The 19241-nt window shown below is 43.1% G+C and carries 13 protein-coding genes; 6 read left to right on the top strand and 7 right to left on the bottom strand.

Translation table 11 applies throughout. From position 1 onward, the window contains the following. Window positions 1-91: 91 nt before the first annotated feature. A complete protein-coding gene (locus APB76_RS21905) occupies window positions 92-1705 on the bottom strand; it encodes a methyl-accepting chemotaxis protein (protein WP_054962549.1) in 1614 nt (537 codons plus the stop codon). 757 nt (window positions 1706-2462) lie between these two features. Between APB76_RS21905 and APB76_RS21900 the strand changes: the two genes are divergently transcribed. From APB76_RS21900 to APB76_RS21890, 3 genes are all read left to right on the top strand, one after another. After that, window positions 2463-2927, top strand: a complete 465-nt coding sequence (locus APB76_RS21900) for a hypothetical protein (RefSeq protein WP_054962548.1) — start codon at window positions 2463-2465, stop codon at window positions 2925-2927. A gap of 184 nt (window positions 2928-3111) precedes the next feature. Continuing rightward, window positions 3112-4602, top strand: coding sequence for a SulP family inorganic anion transporter (locus tag APB76_RS21895; RefSeq protein WP_054962547.1), 1491 nt, complete (start codon window positions 3112-3114; stop codon window positions 4600-4602). Window positions 4603-5159: 557 nt separating this feature from the next. Beyond that, a complete protein-coding gene (locus APB76_RS21890; protein WP_054962546.1) occupies window positions 5160-6314 on the top strand; it encodes an amino acid permease in 1155 nt (384 codons plus the stop codon). Window positions 6315-6371: 57 nt separating this feature from the next. Here the strand turns inward: APB76_RS21890 and APB76_RS21885 are convergent, their stop codons facing one another. From APB76_RS21885 to APB76_RS21865, 5 genes are all read right to left on the bottom strand, one after another. Continuing rightward, window positions 6372-7979 (bottom strand): endonuclease, encoded by a 1608-nt coding sequence (locus APB76_RS21885; RefSeq protein WP_054962545.1) that lies wholly within the window; start codon window positions 7977-7979, stop codon window positions 6372-6374. A gap of 256 nt (window positions 7980-8235) precedes the next feature. Beyond that, window positions 8236-9948, bottom strand: a complete 1713-nt coding sequence (tpdA, locus tag APB76_RS21880) for a cyclic di-GMP phosphodiesterase TpdA (protein WP_054962544.1) — start codon at window positions 9946-9948, stop codon at window positions 8236-8238. A gap of 227 nt (window positions 9949-10175) precedes the next feature. Continuing rightward, complete coding sequence (locus APB76_RS21875) at window positions 10176-11537, bottom strand: L-serine ammonia-lyase (protein ID WP_049845071.1); 1362 nt, start codon at window positions 11535-11537, stop codon at window positions 10176-10178. 93 nt (window positions 11538-11630) lie between these two features. Continuing rightward, the gene (locus APB76_RS21870; protein ID WP_054962543.1) at window positions 11631-12884 is read right to left on the bottom strand and encodes an aromatic amino acid transport family protein; all 1254 of its coding nucleotides are present in this window, start codon (window positions 12882-12884) and stop codon (window positions 11631-11633) included. Window positions 12885-13174: 290 nt separating this feature from the next. Beyond that, on the bottom strand, window positions 13175-13783 hold the full coding sequence (locus APB76_RS21865; RefSeq protein ID WP_054962611.1) for a CoA pyrophosphatase: 609 nt from the start codon (window positions 13781-13783) through the stop codon (window positions 13175-13177). A gap of 83 nt (window positions 13784-13866) precedes the next feature. On the opposite strand from APB76_RS21865, the gene APB76_RS21860 reads away from it, so the two are divergent. Both APB76_RS21860 and APB76_RS21855 read left to right on the top strand, forming a co-directional pair. Continuing rightward, a complete protein-coding gene (locus tag APB76_RS21860; protein WP_054962542.1) occupies window positions 13867-14409 on the top strand; it encodes a heme NO-binding domain-containing protein in 543 nt (180 codons plus the stop codon). A gap of 6 nt (window positions 14410-14415) precedes the next feature. Further along, window positions 14416-16113, top strand: a complete 1698-nt coding sequence (locus APB76_RS21855; RefSeq protein ID WP_054962541.1) for an ATP-binding protein — start codon at window positions 14416-14418, stop codon at window positions 16111-16113. A gap of 52 nt (window positions 16114-16165) precedes the next feature. Here the strand turns inward: APB76_RS21855 and pabB are convergent, their stop codons facing one another. Beyond that, a complete protein-coding gene (pabB, locus tag APB76_RS21850) occupies window positions 16166-17533 on the bottom strand; it encodes an aminodeoxychorismate synthase component 1 (RefSeq protein WP_054962540.1) in 1368 nt (455 codons plus the stop codon). A gap of 169 nt (window positions 17534-17702) precedes the next feature. On the opposite strand from pabB, the gene APB76_RS21845 reads away from it, so the two are divergent. Continuing rightward, on the top strand, window positions 17703-19226 hold the full coding sequence (locus tag APB76_RS21845; RefSeq protein ID WP_054962539.1) for a fumarate hydratase: 1524 nt from the start codon (window positions 17703-17705) through the stop codon (window positions 19224-19226). Window positions 19227-19241 lie beyond the last annotated feature (15 nt).

Raw genomic sequence — 19241 nt, 5'->3', positions numbered from 1 at the left:
ATTCTATAGATTCAATGGAACATATTACCTTTCAAATATTATGCTTCAACCTTTATTGTCATTTAGTCGAACAAAAATCCCTAATATCCGGCTATTTCGGTGTAGAAAGGGTAAATTGCGCCAATAGCTGTTCTAGATGCTCGGAAAGTTGTTCAAGATTCATACTAATGTCTCTCGTGTGAGCGGCAGACTCAGTGGTTTGATTTGCATGTTGGTTAATCACTTGAACCTTACCTTGAACTTGATGACTTAAGTGGGCTGTGCTGCTGGACTGCTGTTGAATGCGGTTTGCATGAGCGAGTGCTTGTTTCATCTCTTCAACGACACCATTCATCGCCTGCGAAAGCAATTCGATTTCGCTCGAACGCTGGTGGGCAGTGCCGCAAACCGTATCGACACAAGAGAGAGACGCTTCACTATCTTTTTGGAATTGGGCGATAATACTTTCAATGCTGCCTGTGGCTTGTGCAGTTCGACTGGCTAGATTGCGAACTTCATCAGCGACGACAGCAAATCCACGACCTTGTTCACCTGCACGTGCAGCTTCAATTGCCGCATTAAGGGCGAGTAAGTTAGTTTGCTCAGCCACACCCTTTATCACCTCTAAAATACTAGAAACTTCTGCGGTTTGGTTGTTTAGGTCAACAATACTATCTTTAACTTGCTCTATGTCGGTTACTAGCCCTTTGATCTCGTGACTTGCCCCGTGAGCCTGACGGGCGCTCTGTTCGGCAATATGAGTTGTGTGCTTAATCAGGGTCGAAGCTTCGTCGGTCGCGGTTTCTACTTGTACTTGCTGAGATTGCATTTGTTCAATATTGTCTTGAACTTCGGAGGTTTCCGCTTGTTGGTTACTTGCTGCCGCATCTGTTATCTGTGCGACTTGGGTCAGTTGTGTGGCGCTACCCGCGACTTTGTGAGATGTTGCTTGAACTTGCTCAAGACTTTGGTTAACGGTATCCATAAAGGAATTGATCGCACCTGAAAGCTGACCAATCTCATCCTTTTGTGTTGTATAAAGTCGTTGAGAAAGATCTTTTGTCTTGCTGACAGTTTGCATAAAGCCTGAGGTTTTTTGAATCGGACGCACGATGATCTTTCTAATCAACCACATGGTGATTAAAAAACCAACGAAGCCAAACGCTGACATAATCGCTAGTGCAATAAACGCCCTTTGACTGATGAGCTGGTTAACATGAGATAAATTGTACTCAAGGCGAATAGCACCTAGTACTTCGCCTTCGGGTGCCATATGACAAGCAACACAATTGGTGCCGCGGTAGTTTTCGCTTGATTTCATAGGTAAAGCGACAACTATGCCGTTGCCCCATTCCGCGGTGATAGGCTCTATGATTAACTCACCAGCAAGTGCTCGCTTATCAATATCATCAACAGGTTTTTGATTCTCTTGTCCAGGACCATAGAGTTTGCTAACAGCCTCTGCCCGCAGAACCTTTACCTGTTCAATCCCATCTTGAGCGAGGGCCTTTTGTCTTAAAGTTTCTTTTTGAGCCATGGTTCCAGTTAGCATCATCATGTTCAGGCTATCAAAATAGTTACTCGCTTTGTCATGAAGCTGTTCACTCAAAACAGAGTTTATTAACTCGCGTTGCTGCAGATACTGGTATGTTGTTGACGCTACGAGGACTAATCCAAATACCGTTAACAACGTGATGAGCAATTTTGTAGTAATAGTAAGGCGCATTATTGGATAAAAATTTATAATATTGGAATAGACATCAACATATTCTCCTATATGCAATTAGGAGGAAAGATGGCTAATTTTATATTGTGACCGCACTCTCCGTAAGGTTTTTGTAAATGTGATGTAAGGTGTGTGTAATCAATACTTTGACGTAGTGACGTAAAATCGACGTGCTTAGGCGTTTAAGGAAGCATCTTTATGTCTAGACAGTTGGCAAGCACCACCACCAATATACGTCTGAGATCTCAAGCATTTAAGTCGTTGACAGATGTAGGTTAATAAGGAGTTGATATTTTTTGTGGAACGCAATGGAAGAGGAGAAATTAGGAGGTGATGAGTTTGGCTTTTTGTATTGTAAACGGATGTTGATGTCATCATCAAATAGTAAATATGTTAAATCAAACTTTTGAGTATGGAAAAGTGAAATCATTGATTTTGATTTTTAAAATGTATTAACTCGCTACAACAGATTATATTGGCGCTACAGCCAATTCCGGCTGATTATGTTTCTACAGTTGAGAGGAGTTTAACGTCAACGTGTTAATTACGCCGCCTTAAATTATCAATTCTCTCCCGACCTACACTTAAACCGAGCGCCCGCTCATCGAATCAACGAGTGAACTTAACTATGTCTGTATTGGCAGGGTTTACTGTATGCGTAAAAAGAGAATTATATGAATAAATGTATAACTATCGTTCAATTAGAACACCTTAAAAAAGAAGAGGGTCTGCTACAACCAACGTTAGGAATAAAGTAATGAAATTCATATCTGCTTTTATTCTTTTCGTAATGGCCGCAGCCAGCGCATTGGCAAAATATAGCGAAGACGACCGATTTTGGAAGAAGCACGCTCTTGTCAAATCAGGCGTAGACAACGATCGTGTTGCTTTGGTTGCTGAGCGCCTTTCCCACATACTCCCCGATGATAGGGAGCAGCTCGAATCTGAACTGGAGTATTTAGAGCAGTTTGGTGAAGAGTTGACCCTGCAGCAAAGTACACGATGGTGCGACATTTATCTTTATCTTCAAGGCGAATCTAGCCTTAACCCAATATCAAGAACTGAACAGCGATCATTAACAATTGATGAGTTGATTGACGAAGCGAACCAGTTGTCTGAACTGCTTGAGAAAGAAGGTTATTCGAAAGCTATGCTCAATCGGTATCAAGATCTTTCGACAAAACTTGATTTTTTCAACAAGCGCTTTAATCAACCCTTTTAGGCGATGGTATCAAGCTGTCAAACATCATTATATAGAGGAGTTTAACCAACCGTGTTAATTACGCCGCCTTAGACCACGTATTTCTCTGAGTACACGCAACCGAGCTCAAGCTCATCTTAATCTGCTGACTTAACTTATGTCTGTAACACGGCAGGGTTAGCCACATATAAACAAAGAGAATTACATGCTTACAAATCTACAAACACACTGGTTGTCAAACATAAAAGGAGACAGCTTATCGGGAATCGTAGTCGCATTAGCGCTCATACCAGAGGCTATCGCATTTTCAATAATTGCGGGTGTAGACCCTAAAGTCGGGCTTTATGCATCATTTTGTATTTGCGTTGTGACTGCCTTGGTAGGTAGTCGACCAGGAATGATATCGGGTGCAACGGGCGCTATGGCTCTGTTGATGGTGACATTGGTTAAAGAGCATGGTCTTGAATACCTATTCGCTGCATCACTTTTAACTGGTGTCATTCAGATTGTTATTGGCTACCTAAAACTAGGCAATCTGATGAACTATGTATCTAAGGCGGTTGTTACCGGTTTTGTAAACGCGTTAGCGATTCTGATTTTTCTCGCTCAATTGCCGGAATTAACCGATGTTTCGAACAGTGTCTACATCTTGGTCGCAATCGGTTTAGCTGTCATCTATCTGTTCCCTTATCTTCCAAAGCTTGGAGGATCTATTCCTTCACCTTTGGTTGCTATCGTGGTGGTGACAGCGATTAGCTTGATGTTTGGATTAGATATTCGAACGATTGGTGATATGGGCAAGCTGCCAGATGCTCTGCCGATATTTTTGGCGCCTGATGTTCCACTCAGCTTAGAGACACTTAAAGTCATTCTGCCCTATTCAATTGCCTTATCTGTCGTGGGTGTCTTAGAGTCCTTAATGACCGCGACGATTGTTGATGACTTAACGGATACAGAAAGCAATAAAAACAACGAATGTAAGGGGCAGGGAGTAGCGAATATTGTGTCGTCGCTGTTTGGTGGAATGGCAGGTTGCGCAATGATAGGCCAATCGGTGATTAACATTAAGTCAGGTGGACTATCTCGAATGTCGACGTTAGTCGCTGGGGTAGGGCTGCTTTTGATGGTGGTGTTCTTATCTGATTGGTTAACTCTGATCCCAATGGCTGCACTGGTTTCGGTGATGATCATGGTATCGATTGGTACATTCTCTTGGCGATCAATTACAGAACTAAAAGATCATACATTACCTACCAACATCACAATGATTGTGACTGTTGCGACTGTAGTGTGGACTCATAACCTAGCGATCGGAGTTCTTGTTGGTGTGACTTTGTCAGCGTTGTTTTACGCTCATGTGAGTAAAGCAATGGTGTTTATTTCAGACGAAGTTGCTGTTGAAGGCGTGCACTCAGTTCATAAAGTTTGTGGCCATGTATTTTTTGCATCCTCAGATGCGTTTATGGAGATGTTTGATTTTGAAGCTGCAACCCCATATGTCACCATTGATACAAGTGGAGCACATTTTCTCGATAACACTGCGGTTGAAGCATTGGACAAAGTTGTCTTTAAATTCAGAAAGAAGGGTTCAAAAGTTGATGTGGTTGGCATGAGTGAACTAAGTGAAAGGTTGATAAGTAAACATGCTATGTACCATAAGCATGAAGATTTGTCGGCAATCTCCATCACTCACTGAATTTAAGCCAGCGTTACGCTGGCTTTTTTTGTATCTAAAACAAGCTACGCAAGGAGCAGTAAAAGGCGTGATTATGTCGCCAACTGATCTGATTAGAGATGCGGGTAATGAGATAAAGGGAAGAGTTACGCCAGCGGAAGAGTAGTGTTTTTAGTAGGTGTTAACCTAATAAGTTAGGTTGTTATTTGACCAGTTAAAAACTAACCCATTGCAATCATAGCCTCAGCCTATAAGATGCAGTTATCTCAGTTTGAGATGACATAGCGCAGGATTTGCTATGCCTTTTCCAAAGGATTGTCTTTTACTTAGGACATCTTAATGATTTTCAAAATTACTACCCCGATTCTGGAGCCAACTGAAGGGTCGCCTCATAAGGCTTCTGACAACGTAACCTCTCTTTTTCCTTCTTTGGCACTCTTCCGCTATTGCAATACCCTCTTGCAGCCTTATTCATTTTCTCGATTTTATTTTTCGTATTGATACTCCCTTGTCTCAGTACGTCTGCGCGCGAAGCGCATAAATTCAAAATTTAAATAATATTTACGGTTTTAGAGAAAATGAATACAAAACTTCTGGGCAGCGCGCTCATTATTTCTGGTACAGCACTTGGCGCTGGTATGCTTGCAATTCCAATGGTACTAGCCCAATTTGGCTTATTGTACGGGACACTATTAATGGTGCTGATTTGGTTCGGTACCACATACTCTGCTTTACTTTTGCTCGAAGCGACCATTAAATCTGGTGGTGGGTTAGGACTTAACTCGATAGCTCGCAAAACGTTAGGCAAGGGTGGACAACTTGTCTCTAATGGTCTGCTCTACGCATTGCTGATCTGCTTATTGATGGCATACATTCTGGGTGCAGCAGACTTATTATCTCAGGGTTTTACTGCTCTTGGTGTGTCGATTAGTTTCACCCAAAGTCAGATCTTATTTACCCTTGTAGCTGGAGCAATTGTAGCTTGTGGTACAGGTGTGATTGATAAGCTTAATAGAGCACTTTTCTTTGTAATGGTTGTCAGCCTAGCGGTAACGCTACTAGTGCTACTACCTGAGTTTTCGACACAAAACCTCGCGCAAGTAAGCAATAATGACCAAGTCGGGCTGATTCAAACAAGTGCGGTATTGTTTACTAGTTTTGGCTTTATGGTAGTGATTCCAAGTTTGGTTTCCTACAACCATGAGGCTACAGACAGTCAATTGAGAAACATGGTCATTCTAGGCTCTTTAATCCCATTGTTCTGCTACCTGTGTTGGTTGTTTGCTGTAGTAGGCAACTTGCCACCAGAGCAGCTAAAAGAGTTTGGTAGTGTATCTGAGCTAATGGCTGGGTTTGAGCATGATGCACCTTGGATTGGTACTGTGCTATCGTTGTTTACAGGTTTAGCGCTGCTAACTTCTTTCTTTGGTGTCGCTATGTCACTGTTCCATCAAAATAGCGATACCTTTAAACAGAATCGCGTGGTGACTTATATTCTAACTTTCGTATTACCGCTTATTGGTGCGATTATGGCAGCAGACCAGTTCTTATCTGTTCTGGCTTACGCGGGTATTATTCTAGTGTTCTTAGCGGTTTTCGTTCCGCTTGCTATGGTCTACAGACTAAGAATAGCGAACACCTTAAGTGAGCGTTATGCAGCAGAAGGTGGCAATGCGATGATGTTCTTTGGGCTGGCTTTTGGTGGGTTCTTGCTTGTGTCGCAAATGATATAGCGGTCTTGCTGACAAATTAAAAATAGGCGCTGACTAGCGCCTATTTTTATATTGGGATTAATTTCCCCAAATTTGCGCGACAAACTCTGGGTGGTCGATAAATGGGTTTCGATTTCCTTGGAATTCAAATACGGCTTGATTGCGATTCACTTCCTTCGTACTGACAGGATCCTCTTTGTGCCAACGCTTTAACATCGAAAGCAGCCAAGGTTCAAATACAGTAGTGCTTGTTCCGTTGAGTACCGCGTCTGCATTAGCGCTATTGTTCTGCCAGTTACCAATCACATTTTCGTAGCGAGTTGCCATATAGAAATATGCACGAGCAAAATCTCCTTTAAATTCATCAATAGGTTCAAACACCGTACCGCTGTAGCCTAATGAACTGCTAGCGCTACCAAGTTTTGAGCCATTGCTTGAGACGTAAGTCGCACTCGTAACCTCACCAAACGGCCAGTTACTACGTTTCGCATTAACGTAACCGTCGGTGGCGAACAAGTGATGTGCGTCAGAGTTCATTGGTTCTACCTTGCCACCGAACCAGCTTTTAGGGAAAGAGTGCTCACGGTTGTAGCAATCCCCTTCGCGACTGTATTGCCCACACTGATCTGTGACTTTGGTGAAGTTGATAGCGTCTGACGATTCCGGTTTCTCTGAGTAGACATCGAGAATTGAACCGTCTTTCTCGTAGTAGTTATCTATATCGGCGTCTTTAACTAGCGTCCAAATCGCGGAATAGCCTCGGCTATTGTGGTTTTTAATGATGTCATGCAGAGCCGATTTTAGCTCAAATTCTGATTTGCCTAGTGCAGATTTATAGTAGTCGCTAGTGGGCGGTGGGGTAGTACCACCAAGAGTAAAGTCGGTGGTCTGACTGTTTTGGAATTGACCGCCGGACACAATGACTTCTTGACCATTTTTCAAGGAATAAGAGCCGTTACCAGAGTTACAGCAAATACCATCTCCGTAGCTGTCTAGGATCGTGAACTGATAGTCGCCATCGTCGAGACAAATATCCTTGGTATAGGTGGTAGAGTTACTGTAACCCTCTCCTGAGGCTATAACTGTCGAGCCACTGTTTTTGATGTTCCAAGAAGTCTCTGAGCCATATTGGTCGGTAGTCAACGAGAGGGTGAGATTAGTCTTATCACATGTCGGTGGCTGAGGGTTTGTGGTGTTTGATGGTTGGAAGTTGTCAACGTAAACCGCTTCTGAACCGTCGAAACCTGATACATCGTAAAACCTGAGTCCAACCTGAATGTCTTTGCTGCTGGTGGCAGTATATGTATAGGTGAGATCCTGCCACTGGTTTGTTTTGGACGGATCTGAATAATTCTGGTATCCGTCAACGATGAGCCTTGCTTTTACCTTGCCTTCTGTATGATAGATAGCAGCCGAGAATGGGTACGTTTTTCCTTGCTCGACAGAAACTGTTTGCAAAAAGTCGGTGTTACTTTGCGTGCCCGTATTAATGGTGATATGAGCGGATAAACCACCGCTTTTTATCTGAACATTCGATGGGGCAACAGATATACCAGAGTCGATAGTTGTCCAGTTAACGGGTGTGTTTCCATTCCACTGCTCAAAGTCGCCATTTTGTATTTGTGCAAAAGCCATAGGTGAACACATTAATGCGACTAGGGTGAGTTTGTTCATTTTTATTGTCATAGGTTTTCTCATTGGATTAAAAAATCACAACCAAGATAGATATTTACTATGTCAATAAGTTTAAGGTTCGTCGCATTTTTATTTGTTTGAATAAATTAGGTTTACAAAATTATGCAGAATGTCTCACAAACAACAGATTGGGGGTGATATTGACGTCAACAGGTATTTGCTGGGTTTGAATGGGCAATACTAGTGTTTAGTGATTTATATGGAGAGAACTAAGGTGACTTAAGCTAAGCCACCTTGGTTTATAATTTTAGGTAAGGGCGTAATAGAAGCCTTGATGTATTTTTGCACCTAGCTTTGTCAGCAGGTGAGCACATTCTGCTGTTTCTACACCTTCAACAATAATCGTACATTGGTAGGCTTTACCCATAGCAATGAGTTGGCGGACCGTTTCAACTTTCTTCTCGTCTTGGCGCATACCGATAACGAAGTCTCTGTCTATTTTTAGATAGTCAGGCTTGATCTTACCAATCAGCTCAACATTATTATTCCCGGTTCCAAAATCATCGATACTTATTTTGCAACCTAGAGACTTGATTTGGCGGATATTGGCGTATATTTCATCGGTGTAATACATTGATGCGTTTTCTGTTATCTCTATGGTGAGGTGGCTACAGTCATAACCAGATAAGCACTGATATAGAGACCTAAAATTAGTACTCTTTAAGAGTGAGGGGCACACGTTGACACTCACTGGTGCAAGTAAATTTTTGCCGTCACCATACAGTGTCTTTATCACCAACAAAGTGTGAGTCAATAACAGATCTCTGGCGATGAGGGTTTCAATAAACTTTTGAGTATTCGTTGTTGTGAAGCGGGATAGTGCTTCATAGTGGAGGTTAACGTGGCCCTCTGTGTCATAGATAGGTTCTAGCTTGAGGTTAAACTGTCTGATACCCATTAAATATTGGCTAAGGGCGAACAAGTTCTTGTAGCGCAGAGCAATGATCAGTAGCGTAGCAAACAGTAGAATGTTGCGGATAGGGTTAGAGATATAAAAAAACTCTTTGTACCCTACATTGGTTTCCTTACTAATTGAAGGGCGGCCATCAGTTTTGCCGACATCAAGAGATGTTCCTGTATTGGTGCAGATTTTCATACCTTTAAGAAAGAAGCGTGAAAGGTGCCCCTCTATGCTTCGAGACAGGTTAATATTCTTTACTCTCACTGTCATGGTTGCGCCCTTTTTTCCAAACTCATGCATGATGTAGTTGTTGTTTTCCAACCACTGATTGTATTGGGTTCGGCTAACCGGCATAACATGTTCTGGCGTTATTAGGCAGCGAGTATTAAAGCGGTCGATCATCATACCTGATTCAACTAACTCGACCTGATCAAACATTGAACTTAGTGTTTCTTGATCGGTAAAACATGTTTGGTCTGCAAGCGTGTCGGTGAAGGCGTTAATGTCATTAAAGTATGTTTGCTTTATAAGGGCGTTAATAGTGATGTAGTAAATAAAGATAAAGCCAACACTGGTTAAGATCAAAACTAATCCTAGGTCCAAATAGACCTTGCGGTTCGTCAAGCAATACTTAACCGCAGTGACCAGCGCGTGCTTGGCTTGTTTATCAACTCTTCTTTGTTGCTCGGCGCCATTTTTCTGGCTGTCATGACTCTCGAAAGGCACAAAATAACCAACACGGTGGATATTTTCGATGATGTTTTTTCTCGTTGATAAGTGTGGATCGATCAGTTTCTTGAATTTTTTACGCAATGAAGCAATGACATTCTTGAAGCCATTCTCAGGTAATGTTACCTGGTGATTTTGCGCTATTTTTCGCTCAATTGAGCGTTGGCATATCGGTGAGTTAAGCGTCCCAAATGCGGATATAGTGTTTAATATAAGATATTCATTGTGAGTAATGTAAAGGGATGCATGTCGTTGGTGATTGATCTCGATAGAGAGTTCGTTTTCCGACAGGCACACACAGATTTGACTTCCAAGTTCAAACCTAATCATTCGAATAATAACCCTGAGTTGAAAAGGGCATGAAGTTATCAATAAATGAGGCGTTTGGATGTGATTAAATACGAGCAAATCCAAAGTATTTGGATATAGCGACATATTTATATTTTTTTATAAAACTAATTAAATGATGAAGTTGTGTGGTGAATGGTTCTTGATCTAGTGATAATAAAAAAGCCTGAGCAGTGGCTCAGGCTTTGTTTAATAAGGTTTCAGTAAGATTAGCAAATAACCTTAACTGCCAGGCCACCCTGAGAAGTCTCACGGTATTTCGCGTTCATGTCTTTACCTGTCTCTAGCATAGTTTCAATTACTTTATCCAGAGATACCGTTGGTGCAGAAGAACGGCGTAGAGCCATGCGAGTAGAGTTAATTGCTTTCACAGCAGCAATACCGTTACGTTCAATACAAGGAACCTGTACCTGACCGGCAACTGGGTCACACGTCAAACCTAGATTGTGCTCCATAGCAATTTCTGCAGCCATACACACTTGCTCAGGGCTACCACCCATAAGCTCAGCAAGACCCGCGGCCGCCATAGAACACGCTACGCCGACTTCACCCTGACAGCCAACCTCAGCACCAGAGATAGATGCGTTACGTTTGTATAGACCACCGATTGCGCCAGAAGCGGCAAAGTAACGGATGTAATCTTTTTCAGTCACAGTTTGAATGAACTTATCGTAGTAAGCGAGTACTGCTGGGATGATGCCACAAGCACCATTGGTAGGTGCAGTAACCACACGACCACCCGCTGCGTTTTCTTCGTTAACGGCGAAAGCAAACATGTTCACCCAGTCGACAACCGACATAGGATCGTTAGTTGTTTTTTCAGACGTTAGAAGTTGCTGACGCAGCGCAGCAGCACGGCGAGGTACGCGTAGCGGGCCAGGCAGGATACCTTCGGTATTCATGCCGCGATCCATACACTCACGCATGGTTTTCCAGATGTTAGCAAAGTAAGTACGAGACTCTTCGTCAGAATGAAGCGCAGCTTGGTTCTGCATTACAAGCGTGCTGATAGAAAGACCGTTATCTTTGCACTGGTTCACTAGCTCTTCAGCGGTAGTAAATTCGTAAGGTGATTTAACCGGGTTTTCTTCTTCCTTGCCGAAGTTCTCTTCATCAACGATGAAACCACCGCCGATTGAGTAATAAGTCTTTGAGTAAGCCAGCTCTTCACCAATCCAAGCATGGATTTGCATGCCGTTCTCGTGAAGTTCAAGGTTAGTAGTATGAAAGTTCATACCACCCTCTTTTGGGAACGATACTGTGTGACAGTGCATGCCAACAGGAAGGCGCTCAGTTTCTTCTACACGAGCCATAAAGCCCGGAATAGAATCGATATCAACTTTCTCAGGGGTGTTGCCTGCAAGACCCATGATGATAGCAATATCTGTGTGGTGACCTTTCCCTGTCAGTGATAGTGATCCATAAACGTCGACGGTAATTTTAGTGATGTCGCGCAATTTTCCCATTGAGCGTAAATCATCAATAAATTCTTTACCTGCCTTCATTGGACCTACAGTGTGAGAACTAGAAGGACCAACGCCGATCTTATAGATATCAAAAACACTAATCATATCGATTACCTCAGAACAAAGCCTCCCAAGGGGAGAGGGAGGCTTATTATTATCGTTATATTCTTGGTTTAATCAGACTTATAAAGCCTTAGATTAAAGAGCGCCGTAGATTACAGAAGTAATTGCCGCAATACCACAGATTGCTGTGAAAATCTGTACAGGTGCCGAAGTTTTGTACTTCGCCATTGCAGGTACTTTTTGCATTGCGAATACAGGCATTAGGAATAGGATTGCCGCAATCATTGGCGCGCCCATTGTTTCAATCATACCTAGGATGCTTGGGTTAACGATAGCCACAATCCATGTAGTGATAACGATGAACAGTAGTGATGTTTTCTCAATCTTGCTAACTGAAGTTTCAGAGCGAGACTTGATCAGACCAACTAGACCTTCGTGAGCACCTAGGAAGTGACCAAAGTAGCTTGAAGTGATTGCTGCAAATGCCACTAGAGGACCCATGTAAGAAATCAGTGGAGATTCGTGAACGTTCGCTAGGTAAGAAAGAACAGAGATGTTTTGCTCTTTTGCCATTGCTAGTTGCTCTGGAGATAGAGAAAGTACTACAGAGAACACGAAGAACATTACGAAGCCCATTAGCATCATTGCTGCGCCACCAGTGATAGTGTCTGTTTTCTTAACAGCATCGTCACCGTATACACGACGTTGCTCTTTAGAGAACTGAGAAATAACTGGGCTGTGGTTGAAAGAGAATACGATGATTGGGATTGCTAGCCAAACAACAGATGGCATCGAAGACCAGTCTGGTGCTACTTCTACCATTGAGCTGTTCCAATCAGGGATTAGGTAGAAAGAAAGTGCTAGCAGGATCGCAACGAGTGGGTAAACCAGTGCAGATGTTGCTTTTAGCATTAGCTCTTTACCAAACACAACGCCAGCAGTCATAGCAGCGATTAACGCGCCAGAAAGTAGCCAGCGAGGGATGGATTCCATACCCATTTGGTTGACTAGGAAAGAATCAACAGTATTTGTGATACCAACGCCGTAGATTAGTACGATTGGGTAAATGGCGAAGAAGTATGCAAAAGTGATGATGTTTGCGCCAGTTTTACCAAAGTGTTCTTCAACAGTGTCAGTGATATCAGCTTCAGGATTTTTCGCAGATAGTACAAAACGAGCCAGAGACTTGTGTGCAAACCAAGTCATTGGAGCTGCGATTAGAGCAAGGATTACTAATGGCCAGAAGCCACCAGCGCCTGCTTTAATTGGAAGGAAAAGTACGCCAGCACCTACAGCTGTACCGAATAGCGATAGGCACCAAGTGAAGTCTTTGTAAGTAAACTTACTAGACGATTGTGCGGTTTTACCCGCAGTAGTAGTAGTATTCATTTTGTGATACTCATTTTTGGGAACAGGAAATAAGTCGGGGGCAATTTTGCATAAAAATCTTGCATGAAAAATAGATCTAAATCATGAATTGATTCAAGTTATAACATGATATGTCAAAAACAGGTTTTTGGTCACGAAAATGATGTGCTACTGGTGATTTATGCTAATCCATAGCATTAGTAAAACTAATGTTGTTGCAAATTTGTTTTATGCGTGTCGCAGGAAAACGTTTGCTTTATTGATAAAAAATTTAACTAATGTGAACAAAAATAAACCATTCAATGATTCTATTAATATTGATGCATAATATGATTCTGCATAGCTTGGATGATTTGCGCGGTCATTCCCCAAATAAAATGAGAATTGTAAGAAAGTCCGAAGACACGATGTGAAAAATTATTAACTCGAAATTGCTGACTGTGTAATTTTTCTTTGTCGAGGACGACAGAGGCAGGAACTTCAAAGACTTCATCGACTTCATTCGTGTCGATCTGAGTTTGGTAGTCGGAAGAGATGAATGCCAAATAGGGCGTTACGGTAAAGCGACTTATAGTGACTAACTCTGGCATCTGGCCAAAGATCTCGATTTTATCTTGTTCAATCCCTACTTCTTCAAAAGTTTCACGTAAAGCTGTGTGAGATAAGTCGAGATCAGTAGGTTCAAACTTTCCACCAGGAAAGCTTACTTGCCCTGGATGGTGCTTAAGGTGCTTCGCTCGGCGAGTGAATAGGACGTTGATGCCTTGTTTTCTTTCTACAAAACCGATTAAGACAGATGCTTTACGTAAATTACTCTGATTGAGGTGTGAAACACGTTTGATAGCTTCCTGATGATAGTCGACAGTCTGGTGCATTTGAAATTGCTGAATTAAGTGACTTTTATTTAGCTCAGACAACACGTTAGCTCCTTTGATATTTGAAAAAACCATCAATATGACTCATGCTTTCTATTACATATATCGGCTCAAGGATAGCGTAAAACATGAAAGGCATTATCTTTACCGAGTTTATGGACCTAGTCGAACAGAAGTTTGGCTTAGATGAACTTGATAGCCTGCTTTCTGCGGTGGGTGATAGTGGCGTATACACTGCAGTCGGAAGCTACGACCATCGTAATCTGGTCAAACTCATCATACAACTTAGTAAACGCACGGGTATCTCCCCTGAAGATCTACAACGTGTGTTCGGCCAGTCAGTTTTTAATAACCTTTATAACACCTTACCTGATAATAATAGCCTACAAGGTTGCAAAACGACGTTTCAATTTATCAAGTTGGTCGAAGACTACATACATATAGAAGTTAAAAAGCTCTACCCGGAAGCGAACCCTCCTTCATTTGTATTTATCTCGGAAACGGAAAGTGACATGGTGTTCGACTACCAGAGCGCACGCTGTTTGTCTCATGTTTGTTTAGGATTAATCGAGGGATGCGCTGAGTTTTTTAATGAGCGTCTGACTATGACCATGGAAAACTTATCTGACGACGGCAGTCAGGTTCGGTTCAAGGTTAGCTTGGTAGGATAGCTGTCAATGGATAAAAATTCTCCATTAGAAAGAAAGCTCGCCAGAGAAATAGAGGCTCGCAAGCAAGCAGAACAGCTGTTAGAGCAAAAAAGCCTCGAGCTGTATGAGACTAACCAACATTTAGAGTTGGTATTAACGCAACTCAAAAAGCAAACCCATAGTGACTTACATAAACTCGAATTTGAGCAGCACATCAATGAGGCATTGATCCATTTTGGTCGCGCTTTTTTAGGTCGTACTCTAGATGATGGCTTGATTACTAATTTGCTTGAGCGGTTGATGGCTTCGACAGCATTGAAGCAGATAGGTTTGTTTATTACTCCTGGTCTCATCACCACTGTCATTGGCAATACATTTGGTTCTGCGGTGGCGAGAGACATAGAGTTGATTAAGCCATACGCAATTTGGGAGCAAAATACATTAAAGCTACCAATAGAGGTGGAGCATGAAGTTGTCGGAGAGCTTGCCGTAGAAGTGTTAAGCATTGATATCGAACGCGAGTTTGTTGTCAACCAGTTGTTGCTTGTCGCTGAGTTGCTGTGTAGTGCCATCTGCCGACAGCTCATTATTACTAGCAACCAAGAGGCACGGGCTAGGGCGGAAGAATCTGAACGCTCAACGAAAGAGTTTGTCGCAATGATCAACCATGAGTTGAGAACCCCACTGAATGGATTATTAGGTAGTGCTGAGTTACTGGCAAGCACTCACTTGGATGAAGACCAGCAGACGTTATTAAGCAACCTATCCCATTCCGGAGACCTACTGCGTCATATCATCAATGATATCCTTGATTTCAGCAAAATGAGTGCAGGTATGATGCAGTTGATACCTTCTCAGTTCCAATGGGAAGAGCTGAAAAAAATGGTCTACGGCATATTCGAAACCCAAGCTCAAGAAAAGGGGATTCGCTTTGAATTTCATGAACAGGACGGAATTCCTGAGACCTTCATTGGTGACTTCGAACGAATAAACCAGATACTAATTAACCTTATCGGCAATGCAATTAAGTTTACCTCTAAAGGAGAGGTGGTGGTCAGCGTTAAATGGGACGGGGACAGTTTATTTATCTCTATTGTTGACACCGGCGTAGGGATCAGCAAAGAAGCGCAAAAACAACTGTTCACTCCTTTTGTTCAAGCCGATAGAACTGCAAAGCGGAATTTTGAAGGGACTGGTTTAGGGCTGGCAATATGTAAGAATCTAGTAGAACTGATGTCTGGCGATATTTCCCTGTTCAGTGAAGTTGGAAAAGGGAGTCGATTTGATGTTCGATTGCCAATAAAAGAGGCCTCTGAGCGAGTGGCATATAAAGCGAAACCACAATCGAAAGGGCAGACAAGATCGCTTGAACAACTCTCCATTCTTGTAGTTGATGATATTCGTATGAATCAAGTCATCATAAATCAAATGTTAAAGAAGCTCTCGATTACTCCCGATCTCGCAAACAATGGCCTTGAAGCGATTAAAGCGTTTAATACCAGCTACTATGACTTGATTTTTATGGATTGCCGTATGCCAGAAATGGATGGCTTTGAAGCGACAGCCTACCTGCGAGAGCAAGAATACACGCAGCCAATTATTGCGCTGACCGCTGGAACCACATTAGAAGAACGTGATAGGTGTATTCAATGTGGTATGGACGATATCTTGACCAAGCCATACACGGCAAAAGATCTTAAGCTCATGCTAGAAAAATGGGTTTAGCCTTAGCTCTGCAAACCCTAGGTACTAAGCCCACCATTTTGATGTATAAGGTCTATTTCGTAAGAACAGGTAGAATTCGACTCAGTTTGTCCAAGGTCTCTTGATATTCTGATTCACATTGACTGTCGGCTACAAGCCCACCACCTGCCCAAACATGAATTGTTCCATTTTCGGCCACTAAGGTACGAATAGTAATACTGGTGTCCATACGGCCATGACGACTGATATAGCCGATACTGCCGCAGTAAGCGCTTCGGCGGTGAGGCTCAAGCTCTTCAATGATTTCCATTGCTCGAATCTTAGGAGCGCCTGTTATCGAACCTCCAGGGAAAGAAGCTTTAAGAAGGTCAGATGCACTATATTGAGTATCAAGTTCAGCACATATTGTACTGACTAGGTGATGAACCGCCGGGAAACTTTCAATATCGAAGAGCTTCGGAACATGGACAGAGCCTGGTTTGGCAACTCGTCCCACGTCATTCCTCAAGAGGTCAACGATCATCAGGTTTTCTGCCTGATCTTTTTCAGCATGGGCGAGTTCGACAGCGGCATTTCTGTCAGTGAGCGGATCTGCCGAACGAGGGCGTGTTCCTTTGATTGGTTTCGTTTCAATCTGGCGCTTTTTCAATTGTAAAAAACGTTCCGGAGAAACACTTAAAATTGCGCCTTGTTCAGTACGAATAAAGGCTGAGAACGGCCCTTGGTTTACCTGTTCCAGTTTTTGGTAGGCTTGCCACTCCCCCCCCTGATAAGGTGCACTAAATCTCTGTGCCAAGTTGATCTGGTAGCAGTCGCCTGAGCGCAGATACTCCTGAACTTGGTTAAACTTGTCAATGTAACTGGTTTTGGTCATGTTCGACGTCCATTCGTCGGAGAGAATAAACGTTCCGTTTGACTTTGTTTCTTGTGCACATAACCATTGCCAACGTGACTCTGTCTCTACACCAACGACAAACGCCGATTTCTCTTGGTGATCAACAATCATTGCCCAATCGTAAAGGCCAATTGCCATGTCGGGCGAGACTAGGTCTTGCTCAGCGATTGATGGTAATCGCTCAACACGACGACCTAAGTCATAGGCAAAATAACCCAGTGCGCCACCAACGAAAGGCAGCTCGCCTGAGTATTCAATATCGGGTAGTCGCTGCGCTTGGACTCGTTTGAGCAGTTCAAACGGGTTATCGCTTGAGCTTTCAGTATCATCGCCAGCCACAATATAACTCTCGTTGCCGTGCGTGGTAACGGTTGCTACAGGTTGTGCGACCAATACATCAAATCGACTATCAACATGAGTACGGGAAGGGGAACGCAAAAGCATCGACCAAGGAAGCATCTCAATATGGCTAAAATACTGCGTTGCAATGTCTGGCTGGTAAGGAATCGGTTTGATTTCTAAGCGATTTGGCTTGATGTTATTCATTTGTTTAATTTGTGACAAAGAGATCGTTGATTACGTAGCGTGTTGAGGAAAGCAAGAGTATCATAATGACCACAAAGGTCGCTACACCAGTGTTTTGCAAATATAAAATTAACAAGCAAACGTTTGTGTTCGACCATAAAAAGGAAGCAAAAATATAACGAGGCATGCAATGACCGTAATTCGCCAGCAGGATGTGATCAGCAGTGTTGCTGATGCGCTCCAGTACATTTCTTATTACCACCCATTAGACTTTGTCCAAGCCCTAGAAAAAGCCTATAACCGTGAAGAGAGTCAAGCGGCGAAAGATGCCATTGCTCAAATCCTAATTAACTCTCGTATGTCTGCAGAAGGCCATCGTCCAATTTGTCAGGACACTGGTATTGTGACCTGTTTTGTTAATGTGGGCATGGGTGTCCAGTGGGACTCAACCGATCTGACTGTTCAGCAGATGGTGGATGAAGGTGTACGCCAAGCCTACACCAACCCAGACAACCCGCTACGTGCCTCGGTTCTTATGGACCCTGCAGGTAAGCGAATCAACACCAAAGACAACACGCCTGCCGTTGTTCATATCAATATGGTGCCGGGTAACAAGGTTGAAATTCAAATTGCAGCGAAAGGCGGCGGCTCAGAAAACAAGACCAAGATGGTGATGCTGAACCCATCGGATGATATCGCTGAATGGGTAGAGAAAACGCTACCAACAATGGGCGCAGGTTGGTGTCCACCGGGCATGCTTGGTATCGGTATTGGTGGTACAGCAGAAAAAGCTGCGGTATTGGCGAAAGAGTCTCTGATGGAGCACATCGACATTCAGGAGCTGATTGACCGTGGTCCACAAAATGCGGAAGAAGAGCTTCGCCTTGATATTTTCAATCGCGTCAATAAGTTGGGTATTGGTGCTCAAGGTCTGGGCGGTTTGACTACCGTTGTTGATGTTAAAATTAAAACAGCGCCAACTCACGCAGCTTCTAAGCCAGTGTGCTTGATTCCTAACTGTGCCGCGACTCGTCACGTACATTTCACGCTTGATGGAACTGGCCCTGCTGATCTTCAACCACCTAAGCTCGAAGAGTGGCCGGATATCACATGGGAAGCGGGAGCAAATACGCGCCGTGTTAACCTAGATGAAGTGACTCAAGAAGAAGTAGAAAAGTGGAAAACAGGCGAAACCGTTCTACTTTCTGGCAAAATCCTAACAGGTCGTGATGCAGCACATAAACGCATTCAAGGCATGCTGCAAAGTGGTGAAGGCTTGCCTGAAGGCGTCGACTTCAAAGGCAAATTTATCTACTACGTAGGTCCAGTTGATGCAGTGGGTGATGAAGCGGTTGGTCCTGCTGGTCCTACGACCTCTACGCGTATGGATAAGTTTACCGATATGATGCTAGAAGAGACTGGCATCATGGGAATGATTGGCAAAGCTGAGCGCGGACCAGCGACAGTAGAGTCGATTAAAAAGCATAAAGCGGTGTACCTAATGGCGGTCGGTGGTGCGGCTTACTTGGTTGCTAAAGCAATTAAGAAAGCACGCGTGGTCGCTTTTGAAGACCTAGGTATGGAAGCAATCTACGAATTTGAAGTAGAAGATATGCCTGTTACTGTCGCGGTTGACTCAAACGGTGCAAACGCTCACCAGATTGGTCCTGATACTTGGAAAGTAAAAATCCAAGAAATGGAAGACCAAGCGTAAATTAGATTGTTCAGC

It is taken from the genome of Vibrio bivalvicida (assembly GCF_001399455.2).
Taxonomy (GTDB): Bacteria; Pseudomonadota; Gammaproteobacteria; order Enterobacterales; family Vibrionaceae; genus Vibrio; species Vibrio bivalvicida.
The sequence above is the reverse complement of the archived record's forward strand: the minus strand, read 5'-3'. Positions and strand labels throughout refer to the sequence as shown.